Source organism: Faunimonas sp. B44, assembly GCF_052655945.1.
In genome coordinates, this window is the sequence record NZ_JBQYEX010000018.1 from 1 (window position 1) to 22,900 (window position 22,900).

At 66.6% G+C, this 22,900-nt stretch carries 22 protein-coding genes and 1 tRNA gene; 7 read left to right on the forward strand and 16 right to left on the reverse strand.

Annotation, left to right across the window (positions count from 1 at the left end):
* Positions 1 to 125: 125 nt before the first annotated feature.
* From ACUN0C_RS18185 to ACUN0C_RS18210, 6 genes are all read right to left on the reverse strand, one after another.
* Complete coding sequence (locus tag ACUN0C_RS18185; protein WP_445467825.1) at positions 126 to 797, reverse strand: hypothetical protein; 672 nt, start codon at positions 795 to 797, stop codon at positions 126 to 128.
* Positions 798 to 913: 116 nt separating this feature from the next.
* The gene (locus ACUN0C_RS18190) at positions 914 to 2,341 is read right to left on the reverse strand and encodes an SNF2-related protein (protein ID WP_445467826.1); all 1,428 of its coding nucleotides are present in this window, start codon (positions 2,339 to 2,341) and stop codon (positions 914 to 916) included.
* A complete protein-coding gene (locus tag ACUN0C_RS18195; protein ID WP_445467827.1) occupies positions 2,331 to 2,678 on the reverse strand; it encodes a hypothetical protein in 348 nt (115 codons plus the stop codon). The genes ACUN0C_RS18190 and ACUN0C_RS18195 overlap by 11 nt, the downstream gene beginning before the upstream one ends.
* Positions 2,675 to 2,998, reverse strand: a complete 324-nt coding sequence (locus ACUN0C_RS18200; protein ID WP_445467828.1) for a hypothetical protein — start codon at positions 2,996 to 2,998, stop codon at positions 2,675 to 2,677. The genes ACUN0C_RS18195 and ACUN0C_RS18200 overlap by 4 nt, the downstream gene beginning before the upstream one ends.
* A 51-nt stretch (positions 2,999 to 3,049) precedes the next feature.
* Positions 3,050 to 3,235 (reverse strand): hypothetical protein, encoded by a 186-nt coding sequence (locus ACUN0C_RS18205; RefSeq protein WP_445467829.1) that lies wholly within the window; start codon positions 3,233 to 3,235, stop codon positions 3,050 to 3,052.
* A gap of 604 nt (positions 3,236 to 3,839) precedes the next feature.
* The gene (locus ACUN0C_RS18210; RefSeq protein WP_445467830.1) at positions 3,840 to 4,961 is read right to left on the reverse strand and encodes a type I restriction endonuclease; all 1,122 of its coding nucleotides are present in this window, start codon (positions 4,959 to 4,961) and stop codon (positions 3,840 to 3,842) included.
* Positions 4,962 to 5,437: 476 nt separating this feature from the next.
* Between ACUN0C_RS18210 and ACUN0C_RS18215 the strand changes: the two genes are divergently transcribed.
* Complete coding sequence (locus ACUN0C_RS18215; protein ID WP_445467831.1) at positions 5,438 to 5,713, forward strand: BrnA antitoxin family protein; 276 nt, start codon at positions 5,438 to 5,440, stop codon at positions 5,711 to 5,713.
* Between the two features lie 61 nt (positions 5,714 to 5,774).
* Here ACUN0C_RS18215 and ACUN0C_RS18220 read toward each other — a convergent pair whose 3' ends face one another.
* From ACUN0C_RS18220 to ACUN0C_RS18250, 7 genes are all read right to left on the reverse strand, one after another.
* Positions 5,775 to 6,926, reverse strand: a complete 1,152-nt coding sequence (locus ACUN0C_RS18220; RefSeq protein WP_445467832.1) for an SH3 domain-containing protein — start codon at positions 6,924 to 6,926, stop codon at positions 5,775 to 5,777.
* Between the two features lie 173 nt (positions 6,927 to 7,099).
* Entirely contained in the window at positions 7,100 to 7,819 is a 720-nt protein-coding gene (lexA, locus tag ACUN0C_RS18225) for a transcriptional repressor LexA (RefSeq protein ID WP_445467833.1), read from the reverse strand.
* Positions 7,820 to 7,908: 89 nt separating this feature from the next.
* Positions 7,909 to 9,108 (reverse strand): molybdopterin molybdotransferase MoeA, encoded by a 1,200-nt coding sequence (locus ACUN0C_RS18230; RefSeq protein ID WP_445467834.1) that lies wholly within the window; start codon positions 9,106 to 9,108, stop codon positions 7,909 to 7,911.
* On the reverse strand, positions 9,105 to 9,596 hold the full coding sequence (moaC, locus tag ACUN0C_RS18235) for a cyclic pyranopterin monophosphate synthase MoaC (protein WP_445467835.1): 492 nt from the start codon (positions 9,594 to 9,596) through the stop codon (positions 9,105 to 9,107). The genes ACUN0C_RS18230 and moaC overlap by 4 nt, the downstream gene beginning before the upstream one ends.
* A complete protein-coding gene (trpC, locus tag ACUN0C_RS18240; RefSeq protein WP_445467836.1) occupies positions 9,593 to 10,408 on the reverse strand; it encodes an indole-3-glycerol phosphate synthase TrpC in 816 nt (271 codons plus the stop codon). The genes moaC and trpC overlap by 4 nt, the downstream gene beginning before the upstream one ends.
* Before the next feature lie 4 nt (positions 10,409 to 10,412).
* Positions 10,413 to 11,429: an anthranilate phosphoribosyltransferase gene (gene trpD / locus ACUN0C_RS18245; protein WP_445467837.1), complete on the reverse strand. Its 1,017-nt coding sequence runs from the start codon at positions 11,427 to 11,429 to the stop codon at positions 10,413 to 10,415.
* An 11-nt stretch (positions 11,430 to 11,440) separates the two neighbouring features.
* Positions 11,441 to 12,046 (reverse strand): anthranilate synthase component II, encoded by a 606-nt coding sequence (locus tag ACUN0C_RS18250; protein ID WP_445467838.1) that lies wholly within the window; start codon positions 12,044 to 12,046, stop codon positions 11,441 to 11,443.
* Between the two features lie 202 nt (positions 12,047 to 12,248).
* Between ACUN0C_RS18250 and ACUN0C_RS18255 the strand changes: the two genes are divergently transcribed.
* Positions 12,249 to 13,697 (forward strand): cobyric acid synthase, encoded by a 1,449-nt coding sequence (locus ACUN0C_RS18255; protein ID WP_445467856.1) that lies wholly within the window; start codon positions 12,249 to 12,251, stop codon positions 13,695 to 13,697.
* Here ACUN0C_RS18255 and cbiB read toward each other — a convergent pair.
* Positions 13,672 to 14,646 (reverse strand): adenosylcobinamide-phosphate synthase CbiB, encoded by a 975-nt coding sequence (gene cbiB, locus ACUN0C_RS18260; RefSeq protein WP_445467839.1) that lies wholly within the window; start codon positions 14,644 to 14,646, stop codon positions 13,672 to 13,674. The genes ACUN0C_RS18255 and cbiB overlap by 26 nt on opposite strands.
* A complete protein-coding gene (locus ACUN0C_RS18265) occupies positions 14,646 to 15,641 on the reverse strand; it encodes an aminotransferase class I/II-fold pyridoxal phosphate-dependent enzyme (protein ID WP_445467840.1) in 996 nt (331 codons plus the stop codon). Before ACUN0C_RS18265 ends, cbiB begins: the two co-directional genes overlap by 1 nt.
* Before the next feature lie 114 nt (positions 15,642 to 15,755).
* Here ACUN0C_RS18265 and ACUN0C_RS18270 point away from each other — a divergent pair.
* A tRNA-Cys gene (locus tag ACUN0C_RS18270) sits at positions 15,756 to 15,829 on the forward strand.
* Positions 15,830 to 15,889: 60 nt separating this feature from the next.
* Here the strand turns inward: ACUN0C_RS18270 and ACUN0C_RS18275 are convergent.
* A complete protein-coding gene (locus ACUN0C_RS18275; protein ID WP_445467841.1) occupies positions 15,890 to 16,501 on the reverse strand; it encodes an exopolysaccharide biosynthesis protein in 612 nt (203 codons plus the stop codon).
* 192 nt (positions 16,502 to 16,693) lie between these two features.
* Between ACUN0C_RS18275 and ACUN0C_RS18280 the strand changes: the two genes are divergently transcribed.
* The 4 genes from ACUN0C_RS18280 to ACUN0C_RS18295 all read left to right on the forward strand — a co-directional run bounded on the left by ACUN0C_RS18280 (position 16,694) and on the right by ACUN0C_RS18295 (position 22,661).
* Positions 16,694 to 17,362: a protein-L-isoaspartate O-methyltransferase family protein gene (locus ACUN0C_RS18280; protein WP_445467842.1), complete on the forward strand. Its 669-nt coding sequence runs from the start codon at positions 16,694 to 16,696 to the stop codon at positions 17,360 to 17,362.
* 153 nt (positions 17,363 to 17,515) lie between these two features.
* On the forward strand, positions 17,516 to 18,886 hold the full coding sequence (locus ACUN0C_RS18285; RefSeq protein ID WP_445467843.1) for a TolC family outer membrane protein: 1,371 nt from the start codon (positions 17,516 to 17,518) through the stop codon (positions 18,884 to 18,886).
* A gap of 147 nt (positions 18,887 to 19,033) precedes the next feature.
* Positions 19,034 to 19,666 (forward strand): DUF2497 domain-containing protein, encoded by a 633-nt coding sequence (locus ACUN0C_RS18290; RefSeq protein ID WP_445467857.1) that lies wholly within the window; start codon positions 19,034 to 19,036, stop codon positions 19,664 to 19,666.
* 130 nt (positions 19,667 to 19,796) lie between these two features.
* On the forward strand, positions 19,797 to 22,661 hold the full coding sequence (locus ACUN0C_RS18295; protein WP_445467844.1) for a valine--tRNA ligase: 2,865 nt from the start codon (positions 19,797 to 19,799) through the stop codon (positions 22,659 to 22,661).
* Positions 22,662 to 22,900 lie beyond the last annotated feature (239 nt).

Genomic DNA, 22,900 nt, shown 5'->3' on the forward strand with positions numbered 1-22,900 from the left:
CTCCCACTGGGAGGCCTCCCGCTCACCGCGACGGTGCAGAGGAACACCGTGAACGAACGACTTCCCCAGATGGGGATCGCCGAGGACATCCAAGGAGAAAGTCCGGTGAGACACGCTCACCACGATCAGACCTCCCAGGGGAAGGCGTCCACCACCTCGACGTCGTCGTAGGTGAACACACCCCAAGTGTTGCCGTTGCTGTTGCGCTCCTGCCAGCCCAGCGTGAACACGACGGTGTCGTTGCTGATGTCGACACCCTTCGCCTTGAGCGCCTTGATGAACTTGGCGAAGTTGGCCCAGCCGGTGGTCGAGAGACCGTGGCCGAGCGTCTGGCCCTGCTCCGCGATCACCTCCTTCTTCTTCGGGTCCACGATGTCCTCGAGGGCCACGAAGGGGATGTTCGCCGAGGCGTAGTCCCGAGCCTTCGGGTCGACCTTCCGAGCGCGGACGAGGGCCTCGGCCCAGGTGCCGCCCTTGGTCGAGGTCACGCCGTCGAAGCAGTGCTCGTACGTGGTCGGGTTCGACCCGTACTTGACCGCCTTGCAGTAGGCCACCTCGCCGAGGCGCAGTCCGACCTTCAGCGTGTCGAAGAGCGCCTTGTTGGTCCCGACCTGGATACCGAACTCGTTGACCTTGAGCCAGTGATCCACCGCCATGGAGGAGGCGAGGAGACTCTCGACCGACACACCCGGTCCGGCGGTGGCGAGGGCGCCGCCCTGCTGCATGCCATTGACCTGGGCGGGGAGGGCACCGGCGGCAGCTTGAGCCTGAGCGATCGCGTTCTGAATGGCGTCCATTTTCTGTTCCTGTTCCTGTTCCTGTTCCTGTTCGGCCGGTTGTTCCGGCGAATGACAGATATGAAAAAGGCCCGCCAATTACGACGGGCCTTCTTCGTAAGTTAACAAACATGCGATCAAACTAGCTCATCATCCATCTCCTCGTAGTACTTGGAGAAGTTCAGCTCAGGCCGGGTGGGATCGACCTTGTGAGCGTCCTCCGATTTCACCTTGATGATCTCGAACAGCCGCTGGTCCAGGCTGGCGGCATATTCGAGGATCGTGATCAGAAGCGGCGACTGCCGCTTGTCCCGCATCAGCCGGCGGTAGGCCTGCAGGAAGGTCGTGTCGAGGAAGTCCAGGCTGGCGAAGATGACGTGAGGCACCTCCACGCCACCGCAGAACTGCCAGTTGAAGCCGACAGCCGCCACCCTGGGCGAGCAGACCAGGCAGTTCAGCTCGCCGCTCCTGAGCGCCTCGTCGATCGCCGCCCGCTCCTTGGCGGACGTCTTGCCGTTGATCACCGCCGTCCGCATGCCGAGCTTCGCGGCCAGCCGGCCGATCGACTCCTGCTGCGGGACCAGGGCCGCGAAGATGACGAGCGGCTTGCCCGTCCGGACATGGTCGGTGATGTGGATCTCGAGCCGCTCCTCCTTGCCGGGCATGCCGTCGATGATGTCGACGAACTTCCCCGGCTCCGTCAGGTCCGGGAAGCACTGCGGGTGCTCCATGATCTGCCGGGCTCGGATGAAGGCCACGCCGGGCTGGGTGCCGTCGACGTAGAACTTCTCCAGCTCGAGAACCGCCTTCTCCTTGAACTCGTCGTAGAGGTCCCTCTGGCGGGGATGCATGTCCACGACCTCGGTCAGGACGACCTTGGCCTCCGGGCCATAGACCTGATCGAACGTCCGCCGGATGGCATGGCGGGAGAAGATGGCGGCGAGCTTGCCGTGGTTCTTCCAGCCGACCAGCTTGTTGTCGATGTCGTAGACCCCATGATAGTTCATGAAGGCGTGGTAGGTACCGTAGTACCTGGGCTCGATCATCTTGATGGCCGGGTAGGCAGAACTTAGCTTGCCGTTGACCAGGGTACCTGTCATCGGCAGGAACCACTTCATCTTGCGGTCGGACAGATAGAGTTCCTGGGTCCGCCGCGAGCCGTCACCGCCGAAGCCCATGTGGAACTCGTCGATGTGGTGGGCTCGGACGAAGTCGGGCAACTCCCGCCAGCTCAGGGCGAAGCGGTCGAAGCCCATCAGGAACACCTTGGCTCTGTCCGATGCGAGGAGCTTCCTTACCTTCTTCGGAGTGCCATCCACGATGACGACCTCGTCGTCCTCGAAATGGGTGAAGCGATGGATCTCGTCCTTGTTCTTTTTCAGGAGGGATTTCGGTTGCGACCAGACCGTCCCGGCCTTCTCGTTCGCCCAGAGGTGCCATTGCATGACGACCACGGACGGGGTCTTCCCCGTCCCTGGATCGCTCAGGTTCATGCACTTGGGATTAGCGATGTAGTAGGCCAGGTCCGCGATCTGATAGTCGCGGAGACTGACGTTAGGATCCATTGATCGGGATCATCCACACCAGCGTGAACATGTCGGCGCCGTTGACGTCACCATAGGTCGCGATCACCGTCTCCTTCACGGCCATCATTGGGTCCTCGTGTGTGGTGCCGATGTGGTGTTCGGGCGCCATGGCCTTGACCAGCGGGTCGTCGGCGAGCGGTTCGAAGCGGGCGAGCAGACCCTCGGTGAGAGTCGCCGCCGCCAGGTTGATGTTGTGGTCGGGCGCCGTCCTGGGCAGTTCGATCGGGGAGTCCAGGGCAAGGCCCAGGGCGGTCTGGACCCACTTGCCCTGGATCAGGAAGGCGATCCCACCGGGAGCCCAGTGGACGCCGTTCATGCAGCGATCTCGATGAGCACCTTCGAGGGGGCGGACTTGATGTAGATCTGCTGCATAACCACGACGCCGCTGCGCTCCAGCTGGGCCTTGAGGGCGGGGTCCAGGTCGAGGTAGCGGACGGGGTCGAAGACGGGCTCGATACCCTTCGCCCGCCGGGTGGAGGGCTCGGTCACGGTCACCTTGCCGAAGCCCTGGAACTCGTACTTGTCGGGGCCGGCGTCCCGGACGGTGGCCTTCAGGGCGTCCCGCTTCTCCTCCAGCGGCAGGATCTGGGCCTGGAGCTGGACCAGTTCGAAAGCGGCGTTCGATGCTTTGCTCATGTCATTCTCCGGATGTGAAGAAGGCCCCGGAGGTTCTCCGGGGCCTTTGGTTTAGGCTGCGTGCTGGCGGGCGGCGATGAACGCCGCCAATCGCTGTCGGGATCTGGCGCTCTCCGCCGTCATCAGGGCCGTCTGCATGAAGCCGTCGAGGAAGACCTGTCGGTTCTCGGGCTTCTGCTGGTTAAACATCTGCACGGCGGTCCAGTATTCCTTGAGACTTGTTTCCAGGATTCCCATTGATCCTCACGCTCTCGGTTCCATCAACGTGTTCAGGTCCATCCCCAACAACTCGGCGATGGCCTGGATCTGGGACGGGCGGGCAGCTGTCGCACCAGCTCGTGGGGGTGGTGATGTGCCAGCCATACTTCTTGACCAGCTCCGCCGTCGTCATACCGCGGTGGACGTAGTCCTCCTCTAAGCTCCTCTGCCACTCAGGCCGCTGCTTTATCGTAGACGGCCCTCCTGTTCTCTGCACTCGCTACGGGTGGTAGCCCTCCCGCTCAAGGGCCCTAAAGGTGGCCTGCTCGCGTCGGTTGAAAAAAGCGAAACCTCCTTAATCGTCATTTCACCCTTCGCGAACACGTTCGCAATCGTGCGCTGTAGTCCCATCGTCCCTCCACTGTGTCAGGACTGTGCTTCCGAAATTGCACAATCTTAACCCTTGTTGCTGCTATTGCGGAATATCGAACAACAAGAAAACGTATATAAGATAAGGAGTTAATGGAAATTTGGCCGTACGGACGTCCGAATTTGTAATCAGAGGGTCGGGGGTTCGAGTCCCTCAGCCGGCAGCATCCAGGAGCCTCACCCCCGCACGTCCGGCACGACGGTGAGCGCGAAGCTACTGAGCCGAGGCTGCTTTTCCTCCGTCCTCCTGTACCCGTTTCCTGAATACGGCAAGCAGCGGTTGATCTATGTCTGAGAGCCGATCCGAATTGATCTCTATATCATCCCCAAATCGGAACCTGTATTTTGGGGAATCGCCTTCAACGAAGTCGAAAAGGCGCCCTTTTCTCTCACGCTTGTAGTAAACAACGAACTTTCCTTGATAATCCCGGTACGCAATCTGATCGATATGCAAAAATAAGTCCTCATCCTTGACCAAGAACGAGAGCCGTCTCTTGGTATAATCAAAAACAGAAAGCTCTGTTTGCGTAGTATTGATCTTGTCATCCAGCTTAAGTGGTTGTTCGGACTCTCCTTGTGGGGTGACAATTTGAGGCTTTTCAACCTCCTTTGTCGGAAGATCTAAGCGGCGGAGAATCCGAAGATTTGTAAATTCGCTGAATGCGTTCTTTACCATAGCCTGATACTCAGGCAAGGATTTAGCTCGAACATGGCTGAGACCCGCGTTCTGCAGGAGCATTCTTGTAAACTGCTCGGATGGATGGTCAGAAAGATCCGATAGTTGCTGCAAAATATTGTGGAAAAGAAGTTTACGCTTAGCCTCTGCCCCGATATTATCGGGATCGAAAGCTGCCTTTTGAAGGCTTCTGATCCCATCGAGCATGGAGTTTTCAATTTTGCCCTTGGCGATCTCCCTCAGGTCAACGGTGAGAAATGCCGTCGCGTCCATCATGTTAGGTTCATCGGAATCCGCATAGAATTCCCAGATGATGCCATCAGTCAGCGCACCCATTTTAACCGTCGGAGCAGCATTGAAATAGGCACGGAGCTGACCCCGCTCATCCTTTAGCGTCGCGCCACAGCATTTGCACTCAACCGCTATAATAGGTGTGCCATCCTTGAGAATTGCATAATCAACTCTGTTCTTATACTTTTCAGAAAAATCGGCGCCGTGCTCCGGACACACCTCGTGAGGATTACGGTCATCGTATCCGAGTACGGCCAAGAACGGCAAGATCAGAAATTGCTTTGTTCCTTCTTCGTTTCGACAACTTGGCGCAAGAGCGACCGCGCGTTGGGCGAAGGCGGTTAACTTGTCCCGGAATTCGTCCATCATCAGGCCCTCCGCTAACATCATCTCTGATCCAGTGCCCCCTAAGACCATTCTCTTCGGAAATACGCTCAAGATCAACTCAGGCGTGCGATCCACAGGATTTCGCAATTTTCGCCGACGCTAAACGGCCAAGCGTATGCGACGCGGGCGAGCAGTGGTGCCGCTGATACAGCATCTCCAGGAACGGGATGCCGTTTGCGTGGGAGCACACCTTCAACCTCATCGGTGTTTGACCCTTTGATATGAACTGAGCTGGCTTTCGCGGATGACCGTCGTGACTACCGCGAGCGCTGATTCGTGGCACTGGGCTTCCTCGGCGGTCGGCTACATGTCTTGTGCTTCACACCGATCGTGGGCGGCATCCGGGTGATTAACTTCCGCAAGGCGAACGCGAAGGAGAGCCATCGGTATGAGCAGCAAACCACTGACGAACGAGAGCGGTGAAGTCCGCGAGTTCAAGACTGAGGACATTCCGCGCAATGCGGCCGGCCTGCGAGGTGCTGCCCGCCGACCTGGCCGGGATCCTCCCCGCGCGCCGGCCCGGTCAGCGCGGCCCGCAGCAGAGCAAGCCCTTGAAGCAGCGCGTGCAGATCCGCGTTGACCCACGGATCGTGGACGCCTTCAAGGCGACAGGACCGCGATGGCAGACGCGGATGAACGACGTTCTGAGCGTGGTGGTCGAAATGGACGCCATCGACGATCCCGAGGTGCTATCCGCTGCGTTGAAGAATGCGAAGCGGGGAAGGCGCGCCTAACGATGGCGCCGTTCGAGCGTGGAGTGCCCCACCTGGATGCAAATCGCGAGCACGCGACCAGCTAGTCGCAGCAGACCTTTCGGACGTAGGTGTTTCCATAGGTGATGATGGAATCGGGTGGCACCTGCCTGGCCGATTTGAGGTCCCGCAGGATGGCAGCCGCCTTGTCGGCCGCGAACCGCTGCGCCAAAGTCGCGGCATACCAGCCGTTCGTCGCCAGGTACCCCGCCAACGGGAATGGCGACTGCCGTGCATAGTCCCGAAGCTGGGCAATGTTGTCGAAGCTCTTCACCTGGATATAGCGCGAGTCGAATGGACCCTGCTCGTACTGATCCACGAAGACCCAGGTATGATGCATGAAGCCGGTAACGCCGCTGGCATCGACTTCGTACCATCGATTCTGGTCGGCAACGATCTTGATCGGCGTGTGGTTGGCGAGTTGAACGCGCGCCGCAGCCTTGTCGTCCGGGCGGACCTTCACCTCGGCGAACCCTTTCGGGTGCCGTACGCGGCCCGAACGCGCGCGGCCTTGCAACTCCTCGCCCCGCCCCCCGGCACCCGGATCGTCCGATCTCGGCGGACGCGCAGCGAAGCCAGGCGCACCTCCCGATACGATTCCATATTGCTGCATCTCGCTCATGGAGAGGTATCGGATGTCGTTTGCTTCGTAGCGGAGTGAGAGCTGAAGCAGGCTCGGATCCGCGCCCATCTCGATGATGTACGCGATCACTTCGGCGGTAAGCTGCTGCACGGATGAGACGGCATCGGCGGCGGAGAGCCTGGCGCCATGGCTGAATGACGACTTGTGGACACCGATAGCCCCGGGCTCGGCGGCCCGGTTCACACCACCAAGGAAGGCGAGGGCGCAGGCTGACGCGCAGTCCGCTGCCCTCGGCTGCACGGTGTTCAGCCGGAACACCCGTATCATCCGCCCAAGCTCCATCGCCTTCATCACGCTGCCGCCGGGGGAGTTGAAGACGATGACCTCGGGGTCGCGGCGGCGCACCTCTGCTGCAAAAACGCCCAGATCGTCGGAAGCATCGATGGGCCCAGACACCATCAGCGCGCGGAGCCCTGGCAAGTCGATGAGTTCGTATCTGAGATCGGCGTGCCCGACGCTGGCAGTCAGTGCAGCCGCCGCGAACACGACGGCGCGCGCGCAAGTCCCGAAGCGCCCCCGCGCTGCCGCGCCTCTCCTGACGCGCCGCATCAAGAACGATCTCATGGCCGCCCGTCGATCCCGGTGAATACCCTCCCGTTCACTCATACGGTCAAGTCGATCGCAGCGCGACCCGCCCCGGAACCGCTCGGTTCAGGTGACGCCGGTCCCGCATGAACGCGACCATGTCCGGAGCGCTTCTCCCGGAACGGCAGCCTGCCCGCTCGTCAATACCGGCGGAGGAGGGCGGCGAGGCGGCCCTGGATCTGGACGCGGTCGGGGCCGAAGATGCGCGTCTCGTACGCCGGGTTGGCGGCCTCCAGCGCGATCGAGGCGCCCTTCTTGCGCAGCCGCTTCAGCGTCGCCTCCTCGTCGTCGATGAGGGCGACGACGATGTCGCCGGAATTCGCCGTGTCCTGCCTGCGGATCACCACCACGTCGCCGTCGTGGATGCCGGCCTCGATCATGGAATCGCCGCGCACCTCGAGCGCGAAATGCTCGCCGCCGGCGAGCATGTCGGGCGGCAGGCTGATCGTGCTCGTATGGTTCTGGATGGCCGAGATCGGCACGCCGGCCGCGATCCGGCCCATGACCGGGATGCCGATCGCATCGCCCTGCGGCTCGTCGCTCCGCGGCTGCGGCGGCGCGGCGGAGGCGTCGGGCGCCCGGCCGAGCCGGCCCTCGATCACGCTCGGCCGGAAGCCGCGCTGGCGCGCCGCCCCCGCCTGCACCGCCTCGGGCAGCTTGAGGACTTCGAGCGCGCGGGCGCGGTTCGGCAGGCGGCGGATGAAGCCGCGCTCCTCGAGCGCGGTGATGAGGCGGTGGATGCCCGACTTGGACTTCAGGTCGAGGGCGTCCTTCATCTCGTCGAAGGAGGGCGGGACGCCGCTCTCCTTCAGGCGCTCGTTGATGAAGAGCAGAAGCTCGAGCTGCTTTCTCGTGAGCATCGGTGTCCCCTGGGCGTGGGATGCGGGCGGCCCGCGTACAAATCACGAACGGAGACTAGTCGTTCATGCCCTGTTCCGCAAGTCCGCCGTCAGCGGTCGAGGCGGAGGATGGCGACCGCGTCGCCCGCCGCGGCCGCCGGCGCGAAGGGCGGGCGGACGATCAGCGCGTCGGCGGCGGCGAGCGTCGCCAGCATGGAGGAATCCTGGCGCGGGAACGGCACCGCGACGAGCCGGCCGCCGCTTGGCTCCAGCCGCGCGCGGACATAGTCCTGGCGGCGGTCGTTCGCCTTCATGGTGGCGCCGAGGATCGCGGCCTCCGCCGGCGCCTGCGGCGGCTGCCCGAGCATCGCCTTCAGGAGCGGGCGCAGGAAGATCTCGGCGCAGACCATGGTGGAGACCGGGTTGCCGGGCAGGCCGAGCACGCGCATGCCGGCGAGGCTGCCGACCATGAGCGGCTTGCCGGGCCGCATGGCGATCTTCCAGAAGTCGAGGGTCATGCCGCGGGCGACGAGCGCCGGCTGCACGAGGTCGTGGTCGCCGACCGAGGCGCCGCCGGTGACGACCAGGATGTCGGCGTCGACGGCGAGTCCGGCGGCGTGTCCGATGGCGTCGAGGTCGTCGGCCGCGATGCCGAGGTCGAGCGCCTCGCCGCCGGCCTCCCGGACCAGTGCGGCCAAGCCGAAATTGTTAGAGGAAACAATCTGATCCGGCCCGGGCTCCGCGTCCGGCGGGACGAGCTCGTCGCCCGTCGAGAGGATCGCCACCCGCGGCCGCCGCCGCACCGGGACGCCCGCCCGGCTCATCGCCGCGCAGAGCGCCACGGCACGGGGATCGAGGCGGCGGCCGGCGCGGAGGAGGACCTCGCCTTCCGCGAAGTCGAGCCCGGCGGGGCGGACGAACTGGCCGGGCGAGACGGTGTCGCGCGGAACGATGCCGCCGTCTCCGGAAGGATCAGCGTCTTCCTGGATCAGGATGGCGTCGGCTCCCGGCGGAACGGGCGCTCCGGTGTAGATGCGCACCGTCTGGTGCGGACCCAGGTTTCCCTCGAAGCGCCGGCCGGCGCGCGATTCGCCGATCACCCGAAGCGGCGTTCCGACGGCGACATCGGCGGCGCGCACGGCGTAGCCGTCCATCGCCGAGGCCGGGAACGGCGGCTGCGTCCGCGCCGCCGCGATATCCGCCGCGAGCACCCGGCCGGCCGCCTCGCCGAGCGGCAGGTCCTCGGCCGGCGTCGGCGCGACCCCGGCGAGGAGACGGGCGAGGGCGTCCTCGACCGGGATCAGGCTCACGGGCCGTGCTCCGGAGCGTGCCAGTCGCCGGACCGGCCGCCGGTCTTCTCCTCCACCTTCACAGCCTCGATCACCATGCCCCGGTCGACCGCCTTGGCCATGTCGTAGATCGTCAGGCAGGCGACGGAGACGGCGGTCAGCGCCTCCATCTCGACGCCCGTCCTGCCGTCGACGCGGGCGGTTGCCGCGACGCGCAGGCCCGGCAGCGCCGGGTCGGGCGCGATCTCCAGCGTGACCTGCGTCAGCGGCAGCGGGTGGCAGAGGGGGATCAGCTCGTGCGTCCGCTTGGCGGCCATGATGCCGGCGATCCGGGCGACCGCGACGACGTCGCCCTTCTTGGCGTTGCCGGCGAGGATCAGGTCGAGCGTCGCCGGCGCCATGCGCACGGCCCCGGTCGCCCGCGCGGTCCGCCGCGTGACCGCCTTGTCGCCGACATCCACCATGTGCGCCTCGCCATCGCGCGAGAGGTGGCTGAGTTCGCCGGTCATTGCGCAGCCATGCCGGCCGAGCCCGGGTCGAGCAGCCGGCGGGTGGCGGCGGCGACGTCGTCGGCGCGCATGAGGCTCTCGCCGACGAGGAAAACGTTGATCCCCACCGCCTGCAGTCGCCGCACGTCCTCATGGGTAAAGATTCCGCTCTCGCCGACGAGGAGCCTGTCCCGGGGCACGCGCGGGGCGAGCCGCTCCGAGGTCGCGAGCGTCGTCTCGAACGTCCGCAGGTTGCGGTTGTTGATGCCGAGGAGAGGCGAAGCCAGGAAGAGCGCGCGCTCGAGCTCCGCCTCGTCGTGGATCTCGACCAGCACGTCCATCCGGAGCTCCTCGGCGGCCGCCTCGAGCGCCTTCGCCTCCTGGTCAGTGACGGCGGCCATGATGATCAGGATGCAGTCCGCGCCCAGCGCGCGCGCCTCGAACACCTGGTAGGGATCGAACAGGAAATCCTTGCGCAGCACCGGCAGGGCGACGGCCGATCGCGCGGCAATCAGATGATCGGGATCGCCCTGGAAGGAAGGACCGTCGGTCAGGACGGAAAGGCACGTCGCCCCGCCGGCCTCGTAGGCGCGCGCGAGCGCCGGCGGATCGAAGTCGGCGCGGATCAATCCTCTGGACGGGCTGGCCTTCTTGATCTCGGCGATGAGGCCGAGCCCCCGCGCCGCCACGTCGCGCCGCAGTGCCCGCGCGAAGCCGCGGGGAGGGTCGCGGTCGCGCGCGCGCGCCTGAAGCTCGGCGAGCGGCATGCGCGACCTGGCGGCCGCGATCTCCTCGCGCTTGTAGGCTTCGATGCGCTTCAGGACATCCGCCATCCGATCACCCGTTGGAAACGGCGACGAGCCGGTCGAGGGTCGACCTGGCGCGACCGCTTTCGAGCGTCTCGTGGGCGATTCTCACGGCGTCCTCGATGAGCGCCGCCTTGCCCGCCACCATCAGCGCGGCCGCCGCATTCATCAGCGTGACGTCGCGATAAGGGCCGAGGTCGCCGTCGAGGACACCGAGGAGGGCCCTGGCGTTCTCCTCAGCCGTGCCGCCGATCAGCGCCTCGGGTGCGACCGGGTCGACGCCGAACTCGAGCGGCGTCACCTCGAAGGCGCGGACCTGCCCGTTCTTCAGTTCGGCGACGTAGCTCGTCCCCGTCGAGCTGATCTCGTCCAGGCCGCCGCGGTCGCCGAAGCTGCCGTGCACGACCCAGGCCGCTTCCGCGCCGAGCGCGGCGAGCACGTTCGCGACCGGCTCGATCCATTCGCGGGCGAAAACGCCGAGCATGTAGCGCTTCACGTTGGCGGGATTGCAGAGCGGGCCGAGCAGGTTGAAGATCGTGCGCGTCCCGAGTTCGACGCGCGAAGGGCCCACATGGCGCATGGCCGCGTGATGGTTCGGCGCGAACATGAAGCCGATGCCGGCCTCGCGGATGCACGCGCCGATCTGCTCCGGCGTGAGGTCGATGTTCACGCCGAGGGCGGTCAGGACATCGGCGGCGCCGGAGCGCGACGACAGCGCGCGGTTGCCGTGCTTGGCGACGGGAACGCCGGCGCCGGCGACGACGAGCGCCGCGGCGGTCGAGATGTTGTAGGTGCCGGACGCGTCCCCGCCCGTGCCGACGATGTCGATCGCCCCTTCGGGAGCCTCGACCGGCGTCATGCGGCCGCGCATGGAAGCGACCGCGCCGGCGATCTCCTCGACGGTCTCGCCGCGGGTGCGCAGCGCCATCAAGAAGCCGCCGATCTGCGCCGGCGTCGCCTCGCCCGACATCATGATGTCGAACGCTTCCCGCGCTTCCTCGCGGGTGAGCGGCGTTCCGGCGGCGACCTTTGCGATGAAGGTCTTCATCCAGGCTCCGTTCAGGCCGCGCTGAGGCGCCCGCCGGCGCCGTTGAAGGCCGCGGCGATCTCCAGGAAGTTCCTGAGGATGCGGTGGCCGTGCTCCGAGGCGATGCTCTCGGGGTGGAACTGGACGCCAAAGACCGGGTGGCTGCGATGGCGCACGCCCATGATCACGCCGTCGTCGCTCTCGGCGGTCACCTTCAGCTCCGCAGGCATGCTTTCGGGGGCGATCGTCAGCGAGTGATAGCGGGTTGCGGCGAAGGAATCGTTGATGCCGCGGAAGACGCCCTCGCCTTCGTGGCTGATGCGCGAGATCTTGCCGTGCATCAGCGTCGGCGCGCGCACGACGGTCCCGCCATAGGCTTGGCCGATCGCCTGATGGCCCAGGCAGACGCCGAAGATCGGCACCGTGCCGGCGGCCCGGTTGATCAGGTCGAGGCAAATTCCCGCCTCGTTCGGCGTGCAGGGGCCGGGGGAGAGGAGGATCGCTTCCGGCCGGCGCGCGAGCGCATCCTCGGCGGAGAGCTCGTCATTCCGCACGACCTGCGGTTCGGCGCCGAGCTCGCCGAGATAGTGGACCAGATTCCACGTGAAGCTGTCGTAATTGTCGATGACGAGAAGCATGGCGCGTCGCTGTTCCGTTGGGCGGAGGAGTAGGCCCTTCCGAATGCGCCGGTCAAGGAATCTGCGGTCGCGGGCTGCCGCCGGCCACCCGGTTGCGGCGGCCGTCGCTCGACGGGCGCTCGGTTCACAAAGGATGCCGCGCCTGCCATGACGGGTCGAGAAGAGCGAGAGGACGAGCGGCGTGGCGCGGACGGCAGCCCTGATGATCCAAGGCACGGGATCGAACGTCGGCAAGTCGCTGATCGTGGCGGGCCTCTGCCGCGCCTTCGCCGAGCGCGGGCTGCGCGTGGCGCCGTTCAAGCCGCAGAACATGTCGAACAATGCGGGGGTGACGGCCGACGGCGGCGAGATCGGCCGGGCACAGATGCTGCAGGCGCGGGCCGCCCGCGTGGCGCCTTCGGTCGACATGAACCCGGTCCTCCTGAAGCCGGAGTCCGAGACGGGGGCGCAGGTCGTCGTGCACGGAAGGCGCTGGGCGACCCTGCGCGCGCGCGAGTACGGCGCGCGCAAGTCGGAGCTCTTGCCCGCCGTCCTGGAGAGCTTCGGGCGGCTGCAGGGCGGCGCCGATCTGGTGCTGGTGGAGGGCGCCGGATCGCCGGCCGAGACCAACCTCCGCAAGGGGGACATCGCGAATATGGGCTTCGCCGAGGCGGCGGACATTCCCGTCGCCATCGTGGGCGACATCGACAGGGGCGGCGTCATCGCCGCGCTGGTCGGAACCCATGCGGTCCTCGACCCGCCCGACCGGTCGCGCATAAAGGCATTCTTGATCAACCGCTTCCGCGGCGATCCTGATCTCTTTGACGAAGGCCTGACGGAGATCGCCGCGCGGACCGGATGGGCGCCGCTCGGCGTCGTGCCGCATTTTCATCTGGCGGCGCGCCTGCCGGCCGAAGACGTGCTCGGGCTGGCGGACACCAATTCCGGCCGCCGCGGCCGCCTTCGGGTCGCCGTGCTGCGCCTGCCGCGGATCGCCAATTTCGACGATCTCGACCCTCTTCGGGCGGAGCGCGACGTCGAGATCCTTCTCATCGAGCCGGGGGCGTTCATTCCACCGGATTGCGATCTGGTCATCGTGCCGGGCTCGAAATCGACGATCGCCGATCTGGAAGCGCTCCGCCGCGAGGGCTGGGACATCGATTTGGCCGCACACCGCCGGCGCGGCGGGAGGATCCTGGGATTGTGCGGCGGTTACCAGATGCTCGGCCGGACGATCGCCGACCCGGGCGGCGCGGAGGGCCCGCGGGGCCGAGTGGCCGGCCTCGGCCTGCTGGACGTCGACACGGTGCTCACGGGCGACAAGCGCACCCTGAAGGTCGATGGGCGCCACCTTGCGACCGGCACGGCTGTCAGCGGCTACGAGATCCATCTCGGCCGGACCGAGGGGGCGGATTGCGAACGGCCGATCGTGGAGATCGGCGGCCGGCACGACGGGGCAGTCTCCGCCGATGGCCTGGTGAGCGGCACATATGTTCATGGCCTCTTTTCATCCGATGGCTTCCGGGCGGCGTTCCTGGCGCAGTTCGGCGTCGGCTCGTCCTGCCGCTATGAGGCGGAGGTCGACGCAGTGCTCGATCGCCTTGCGGGCCATTTGGAAGCGCATCTCGACCTGGAGATGATCCTCGCTATAGCCAGAGGAGAGCGGCGGTAACGGCTGCGCCCGCGAGGAGGAGCCACCACGCGATCTCCACCAGCCGGATCGCGCTCCGGATGTCGGCGGGCGTGGCGGCCGCCCGGCCCGCTGCGTTGAGCCATGCGCCGGCGACCTCGGAAGGGCCGTAGCGCCGCGGGCCGCCGAGCGCGAGGCCGAGCGCGCCCGCCATGGCCGCTTCGGGCCAGCCGGCGTTCGGGGAGCGATGCCGCGGAGCATCGCGCATGGCGACGTGAAGTGCGGCTGCCCCGGACCCGCCGGAGAGACGGGCGGCAGCCGCGACGAGTGCCGCGGTCATGCGGGCGGGGATCCAGTTCATGACGTCGTCCAGGCGTGCGGAAGCCCAGCCGAAGGCCGCGTGCCGCTGCGACAAATGGCCGATCATGGAATCGGCGGTGCTCGCGACCTTGAACAGGAAGAGCCCGGGCAGCCCCAACAGGGCGTACCAGAAGGCGGGTGCGACAAGGCCGTCGCTGAAATTCTCCGACAGCGACTCGATCGCCGCGCGGGAGACGCCCGGCTCGTCCAGCACATCGACGTCGCGTCCAACGATGAGGGCCACGGCCCTGCGGCCACCAGGAAGCCCGTCGCGCCGAAGCGCGGCCGCCACCGCGCCTACGTGATCGAGGAGGCTCTTCTGGGCGAGCAGCATCGCCGCGACGACCGCCTCCAGAACGAAGCCGCCGGGGACGGCGGAGAACAGCAGGGACACCGCCGCCCCGACGGCGATGGCGGAAAGCCCGAGGATGCAAAGAGAAAGGGCGCCGAGGAGCCGCCGCGCTCTGAACGAACGGTCCGGATCATTCAGGCTGTCGTCGAGCCGCGTGATCGCCGAACCGACAACGACGATGGGGTGGGGAATCCGCGACCAGAGGAACGCCGGTTCGCCGAACAGGCGGTCGAGCACGAGCGCGACCGCGAGGACCGCAAGACGGGTTTCGATCTCCATCAGCGGGCGAGGGCCGAAGCGAGTCGGCCGAGCTCCCGTTCAGTTCCCGGCAGCCCGATCCTGAGGACGCCCGGCCATTCCGAAAAGATGCGCGTCCAGATGCCGTGCTCAGCGAGGTGGCGGTGCAGCGCCGGGGCGTCCGGCACCGCGGCGAGCACGCAGAGACGGGAGCTCCCGGCGATGGAGAGGCCCGAGGCCAGCAGCGCGGAAATCAGGCGCTCTGACTGCTTCTCCAACCAATCCCGCGTCCCAGATTGCCAAGGCAGGTCCGCGAGCGCGGCCGCCCCTATCGTTATGGCCGGCGCGGATACGGGCCAGTCACCGAGCAGAGCGCGGATCGGCGCGACGAGGCGTTCCGGGCCGATCGCGAAGCCGAGGCGGAGCCCCGGCAGGCCGAAGAACTTCCCGAACGATTTCAGCACCAGGATCGGCAGGTCAGGCCGGAGCAGCGGGACGACCGAGCACTCGTCTTCCGCGTCCGCATAAGCCTCGTCGACGAGCAGGACGGCCTGGCCGCTCCGCTGACCGGCGATCTGAACGAGGTCCGCTGGGGCGATCCTGCGGCCGTCGGGATTGTTCGGGTTCACGACGGCGATGCTGCTTTCGGGGTGCAGTGCGAGCAGCGCGTCCGCGTCATGCGCGACGAGCGATGGCCGCTCGCGTCCGAAGGCTGTGAGATGGCTCGAATAGGTGGTGCGTGCCACGGCCGACGGTGCTTGTGACAGAAGGGGCAGCAGCCGGATGAGGATCTCGGTTCCAGGCGCCGCCGCGATCGCAAGCGGTGCAGGAACGGCGTAGGCCGCACGCGCCGCTGCGAGAAGCCGATCGAGGTCGCGGGACGAAGGCAGGCGCGATAGGGTTCGGAGGTCTGCTGGGCCCAGCCGCTCGGCGGCGGGCCAGGGGCGCGGGTTGATGCCCGTGGAGAGGTCCAGCCAATCCGCCTCGGGAATGCCATACCGCTTCACAGCCTCCGCGAGATCACCGCCGTGCCGCATTCCATGCCCTCCGGGCACGGCTCATAGCCTATTGGGGAACGGGTTGCAGCGACCCATCTATGGGCGGTTCGCCGCGCTTGTTTAGCCAAAGCCGGTCTGATAACGAGTGCGCGCGGCCTCGTGGCGGAGTGGTGACGCAGCGGACTGCAAATCCGTATACCCCGGTTCGATTCCGGGCGAGGCCTCCACACCACAATCGGATCCTGGCAGACGGATGATCGAGACGATCTCCAGTTGCGTCGTCGCGCTCACGGTTGCCCGATCGCCAGCGTCTGGGCGAGGGCGCGGAAGAACGCCTTTGTGGCGATCCAGAGCGCCCCTGATATGACCGCGACGATGACCAGCGTGGCAAACGCGGCGATCCAGCCGGCGATCGCGACGACGCCGTCGCGCTGCATCAGGGCCAAGGCGAACGAGGCGATCGCCAGCGCCGGCACGATGTTGGCGAACGGCACCGGCAGGAAGAGGATGACCGCCAGCGCGAGGCAGGTGATTCCGATCAGCCGGTCCCCGAGCGGGCCGAACATGAAGGTGAGGCGCGGCGCCATCAGCCGCTCGGTCCGGCGGAGGTACGGCAGCCCGTGGGCGAGCGCGCGCTCGTAGTCCGCCTTCCGGATCGTGCGTCTTCCGATGAATTCCGGAAGCCAGAGAATGCGGCGGCCGAGCGCAAGCTGGCCGGCGATCAGGATCAGCGGGGCTCCCAGCACGGCGGAACTGCCGGGCGGTAGCGGAATGAGATTGGGCGCGGCGAACAGGAAGAGAAGCGCGCCGAAGGCCCGGTCTCCGAAGAAGATGGCGAGATCGGAAATTCGGATCTGATCGCCGGAGGCCTGGCCGACATGGCGAAGGATGCTCGACAACCGCGTGCGTGCCGGTCCATCCCGCCGCCGAGCGGCCCGCCGTCCGATTCTCATAGGATTCTCCTACCCGATCACGCTCGCTTCTGCACGCGTCCGCGCTCGCCGATCCATTCTCCGGCCGTTCCGGCCGAGCCTTGTGCAGGACCGGCCTCGCCGGTAGAACCGGCCGGTTTCGAGCTTGCAGGCATCCCGATGACCGACTTCGCCATCCTCCGGCAGCGCATGGTCGACAACCAGATCCGCCCGAGCGAGGTCACCGATCCCGGGGTCGTGCGCGCCTTCCTCGCCCTGCCGAGGGAGAGATTCGTGCCGCCGTCCCAGAAGCCGTTCGCATACGCGGACAGGGACCTGCCGGTTGCGAGCGGACCGGAGGGCGATCGCTGCATGATGGCGCCCGTCCAGTTGGCTCGGCTCGTGCAGGCCTTGGACATCAGGAGCGCCGACGTCGCGCTCGTGGTCGGCTGCATGACGGGATACTCGGCTGCAATCCTGGCGAGGCTGGCGGCGTCCGTCGTCGCGATCGACGAGGACGAGACGCTGGTTCGGGATGCCGACGAGCGGCTTCGGGCGCTCGGGGTCGACAACGTCGCGGTGGTCCAGGCCTCCCTGACCGAGGGTTATCCCGACGAGGGGCCCTATGACGTCATCCTCATGGACGGCTCCGTGGAGGTCCGGCCCGAGCGGATCCTGGACCAGCTCAACAAGGGCGGCCGCCTCACGGTGGTCGAGCGGGCGGACCGGATCAGCCGCGCGATCCTCTACGAGCGCACGGCGCATGACGAGATCGGCCACCGGCCGCTCTTCGAGTGCTGGGCGCCCGGCCTTCCGGGATTTCGACGCAAGCCGGCCTTCGTGTTCTGACCGAAATCGGCCCCTGCGCCGGTGTTGCATTTCGGTCGCGGTTGCGGCGAAACGTTGGCCACAGAGCCGGCTCAGTGCAGGCGGCGAGGCACATCATGTTAGTAGTGGCGGCCGGCCGTGAGGCAGAACTGTGTTGAGCGTAACGGGGTCCTCATGCGAACCAGAGCCAAGCTCCTCGCCTGCGTCGGCGCATGCCTCATGTGGATGGCCCCCGTCTCTGCCGGGGCGGAAACGGTCATTCAGGCGCTGGCGGCCGCCTATTCGAACAATCCCGAGATAAACGCCGCCCGCGGCGATACCCGCGTTGCCGACGAGGGCGTTCCCCTTGCCAAGTCCGGCCGGCGCCCAACCGTCTCCGCGACCGGCGACGTCACGATGCAGAGCTTCGAGCAGCGCCGGAACGGCGTTCCGGGCTCGCAGACCCGTACCGACGGGACGCTCGGGCTGCAGGTCACGCAGAACCTGTTCAGGGGATTCCGGACACAGAACGAGATCCGCGAAGCGGATGCCAACGTCCTGGGAAGCCGGCAGCAACTCGAGAACACCGTTCAGTCCGTGCTCTTCGAGGCCGCGCAGGCCTACATGAACGTGATCCGGGACGCGGCGATCCTGGACGTCCGGCGGCAGACCGTCGGCTTCCTGGAGGAGCAGGTCCGCGCCGCTCAGGACCGGTTCGAAGTCGGCGAGACGACGCGCACGGACGTCGCCCAGACGCGGGCCCGCCTCGCGGCGTCCGTTTCCGAGGTGAGCCTTGCCGAGGCCAATCTGCGGGCGAGCGAGGCGACCTACCGGCGCGTGATCGGCCACGAGCCGCGCGCGCTGCAGGCGAACTTCCCGTTCGCGAAGCACCTTCCGCGGTCGCTCGGACAGGCCGTCGAACTCGGCCAGACGCAGCATCCGGCCATCCTCGCCACGATCTATCGCTCGGAGGCGGCAGCTTTCGCCGTGAAGCAGCTGGAAGGCCAACTGCTGCCGACGGTCAGCCTGCAGGGCAACGCGCAGACGCAGTTCGGGATCGGCAACAGCGACTACAACAATTCCGTATCGATCACGGGCCGGGTGACGGTGCCGCTCTACCAGGGCGGGGCGATCTCCGCGCAGGTGCGGCAGGCCAAGGAACAGCTCGGCGTCCGCAAGATCGAGACTGACGTGACCCGCGACCAGGTGCGGGCGAGCACGGTTTCGTCGTGGGGACAGCTCGACGCGGCCAAAGCCTCCATCATCTCGGCGAGCGCACAGGTCGAGGCCGCACGCATCGCGCTCGCCGGCGTCCAGGAGGAGCGGGCGGTCGGCCAGCGCACCACGCTGGACGTGCTGAACGCCGAACAGGAACTGCTCGACGCGCGGGTGAACCTCATCCTCGCTCAGAACGACCGGTTCGTCGCCTCGTTCGCCCTGCTCGGCTCCACGGGGCGCCTGACGCCGACGGTGCTCGGCATCCCGGTCGAGGTCTACCGCCCTGAGGCGCATTACGAAGCCGTCAAGGACAAGTGGTACGGCCTGCGCACCCCGGACGGGCGCTGATCCCACTAATTTCTGTTTACTTGCGGCTCCGCGTCGGGTTTGCGGCGCGGGTCCTGTACACTCGCGGCGTGTGGATGTCCGATTCGGCGGACAAGAGGCACCGGAGTGGGACTGATGGGCAATCCGAGCGCGGCGCACGAGCCTTCGATGGAAGAGATCCTCGCGTCGATTCGACAGATCATTTCTGAAGATGAGAACGCGCCCGGCGCCGGGCTCCGGGAGGGGAGCGTCGTTCGAGCGGTGCCTGAGCCCGGGCCCGGCCCGAGCTCCGGTGCGGAGCCTCTGCCGCATTCCGAGCCGCAGGCCTTGCGCACGGAGCAGCAGCGGCCAACGCCGGCGCTCCAGGCGGTCGAACCTGCCGCCCGCCCGCGCCCGGGGGAGCCGCCGGCGGCTCCCGCGCTGAAGGCTGCGCCTCCCGCAGGTGCCGCCCCGGCGCCACGATCCGAACCGCCGCGATCCGAACCGCCTCGCACCGAGCAGGCGAGGGCGGCTACACCTTCGGTGGTGGCGAGCGCCACGCCGGAGCGGTACAGGCAACCCGCGCCTGCCGTGGGGGTCGAAGACGACCGCCTCCTGTCCCCGGGAGCGGGGGCCGCGGTGTCGGGCGCATTCAGCGCGCTCGCCCATACGATCCTCGCCCAGAACGCACGCACGCTCGAGGACCTCGTCAGCGAGATGCTGCGGCCGATGCTGAAGAACTGGCTCGACGAGAACCTGCCGCCGCTGGTCGAGCGTCTGGTGCGCGAGGAGATCGAGCGCGTTTCGCGCGGCCGTCGCTGACCGCGCGCGGGCCGGCAGGACTGGAGCCCGGGAGGGCGCGGCGGGACGTGCCGCCCGCCCAGCGGGTGTGTTGACAGGTCACCGGCCGCCCAGTTTAAGCACCGGGCGAACCCCGAGACCGTAAACGTCCATGCTCGACAAGACCTACGACGCCGCGAGCGTCGAGCCGAAGATCCGTGACAAGTGGGAGGCAGCCGGCGCGTTCCGTGCTGGTGCAGGCGCCGAGCCCGGCGCCGAGCCCTTCGCGATCGTGATCCCGCCGCCGAACGTCACCGGCTCCCTCCATATGGGCCACGCGCTCAACAACACGCTCCAGGACGTGCTCGTCCGGTTCGAGCGGATGCGCGGCAAGGACGTGCTGTGGCAGCCGGGCATGGACCATGCCGGCATCGCCACGCAAATGGTCGTCGAGCGCCAGATGATGGAGCGGCAGGAGCCGGACCGCCGCGCCATCGGACGCGACGCCTTCGTCGAGAAGGTATGGCGCTGGAAGGGCGAATCCGGCGGGATGATCGTCAACCAGCTCAAGCGGCTCGGCGCGTCATGCGACTGGTCGCGCGAGCGCTTCACCATGGACGAGGGCCTCTCGCGTGCGGTCCTGAAGGTCTTCGTCCGCCTCTACAAGGAAGGGCTGATCTACCGCGACAAGCGGCTGGTGAACTGGGACCCGAAGCTGCTCACCGCCATCTCGGACCTCGAGGTCCAGCAGGTCGAGGTGAAGGGCAGCCTCTGGCACTTCCGGTATCCCGTGGAGGGCGAGCCGGGCCGCTTCATCAATGTCGCGACGACCCGGCCGGAGACGATGCTCGGCGACGCTGCTGTCGCCGTTCACCCGGACGACGAGCGCTACCGCGACCTCGTCGGCCGGCATGCGATCCTGCCGCTGGTCGGCCGCCGAATCCCGATCGTGGCGGATTCGTATGCCGACCCGGAGGCGGGATCCGGCGCGGTGAAGATCACGCCTGCCCACGACTTCAACGATTTCGAGGTCGGCAAGCGCCATGCGCTCCCGCTCGTCAGCGTGCTCGACACGGAAGCGAACGTCGTGCTGCGCGACAATTCCGAGTTCCTGGCCGGCCTGCCGGAGAGCGCGGAACTCTCCGGAACGATCGATGCGCTCGACGGGCTGGACCGCTTCACGGCGCGCGAGCGGATCGTCGCCATGATGGACGCGCTGGGGCTCCTGGAGAAGGTCGAGGAGCACGTCCATTCCGTGCCGCACGGGGACCGTGGCGGGGTTCCGATCGAGCCGTTCCTGACCGACCAGTGGTACGTCGACGCGGCGACGCTGGCGAAGCCGGCGATCGCCACCGTGCGCGAGGGGCGCACCGTCTTCGTCCCGAAGAACTGGGAGAAGACCTATTTCGAGTGGATGGAGAACATCCAGCCCTGGTGCATCTCGCGCCAGCTCTGGTGGGGCCACCGCATTCCGGCTTGGTATATGCCCGCCATTCAAGTCGCTGAGGGAAAGATTCGTGTCATTCCGTCCGACGCTGTCATCAGCTGTTTTGAAACAGAACATGAGGCCTTAGCGGCCCTTAATGAGGTTCTTGACCGAAACTTGACCTCCTCTAGACGAGTTAAGATTCGTCTTGCATCCAGTGCTGATGAGGCGCGCGTACACAATCAGACCATTGCATCAAAGATCTATACGATTTCCGAAACTGAAGAACTGTTCATATATGCGTGGCGCGACGAGGACGTGCTCGACACCTGGTTCTCCTCGGCGCTCTGGCCGTTCTCGACCCTTGGCTGGCCCGACGAGACGCCGGAACTCGCCCGCTATTATCCGACCAGCGTGCTGGTGACCGGCTTCGACATCATCTTCTTCTGGGTCGCCAGGATGATGATGATGGGCCTCCACGTCATGGGCGAGGAGCCGTTCCACACCGTCTACATCCATGCCCTGGTGCGCGACGAGCACGGCGCCAAGATGTCGAAGTCGAAGGGCAACGTCGTCGATCCGCTGCAGCTCATCGACGAGTACGGCGCCGATGCGCTGCGCTTCACGCTGGCCGCCATGGCGGCGCAGGGACGCGACATCAAGCTCTCCACCGCGCGCATCGCCGGCTATCGGAACTTCGCGACGAAGCTCTGGAACGCCGCCCGATTCTGCGAGATGAACGAATGCCGTCCGCGCGACGAATTTGACCCGCCTGCGGCGGCCGAGCCGCTCGACCGCTGGATCCTCACCGAGGCCTCGCGCGCGTCGGCCAGGGTGACGGAGGCGCTCGTCGGCTATCGCTTCAACGAGGCGGCCGAAGCGGCCTACCAGTTCGTGTGGAACACGTTCTGCGACTGGTACCTGGAGCTCATCAAGCCGATTCTGAACGGGAATGACGACGACGCAAAGACCGAGGTGCGGGCGACGGCGGGTCATGTGTTGAGCGTCGCCCTCAAGCTCCTCCATCCCTTCATGCCCTATGTCACGGAAGCCCTCTGGGAATCCCTTTACGGCGAGGACGCCCGGGTCCTGGCTCTCGCGGCATGGCCGGACGTGGCGTACGAAGACGCCGATGCCGCGGCCGACGTGAACTGGCTGATCGATCTCGTCACGCAGATCCGCTCGGCGCGATCGGAAATGAACGTTCCGCCCTCCGCACGCATCCCGATGGTGATGGTGGGCGGCTCTCCGGTGACGCACGACCGCCTGTCGAGGCACACGGCCGCGCTCGAGCGCCTTGCCCGCATATCCGAGATCCGCATCGGCGACGCTGTTCCGGCGGGATCGGCGCAGCTCCTGATCGGAGAAGCCACGGCCGCGCTGCCGCTTGCGGGGATCGTCGATCTCTCGGCCGAACGGATCCGGCTGGAGAAGGAGCTCGCCAAGGTCGGAGTCGAGATCGCGCGGCTCGACAAGAAGCTCGCCAACGAGAACTTCGTGGCCCGCGCGCCGGAGGAAGTCGTCGAGGCCGAGCGCGAGAAGCTGGCCGCCTATGCCGAGGACAGGCGGCGCCTCGAGGTCGCGCTCAGGCGGGTCGGAGAGGCGGCATAGCCGAATCGATGCTGCGGTCCCGTCAGCTGGCGAAGCTGCCGACGAGGAGGACAATGCCGACGGCAATCAGGCATGCGAAGATTGCCAGAGGGATTGCCGGCCCGGCCGAAACCCGGAACTCGAGGGCCGTCTCGGCTTGATCCTGCCCGGTCGACCGCGTCGCCTGCACGTGCCTTCCTCCGCCCCGTTTCCGTCGCCGTCTATTGCTCATCCCTGACCCGGCTTCAACGCTCGCCCGG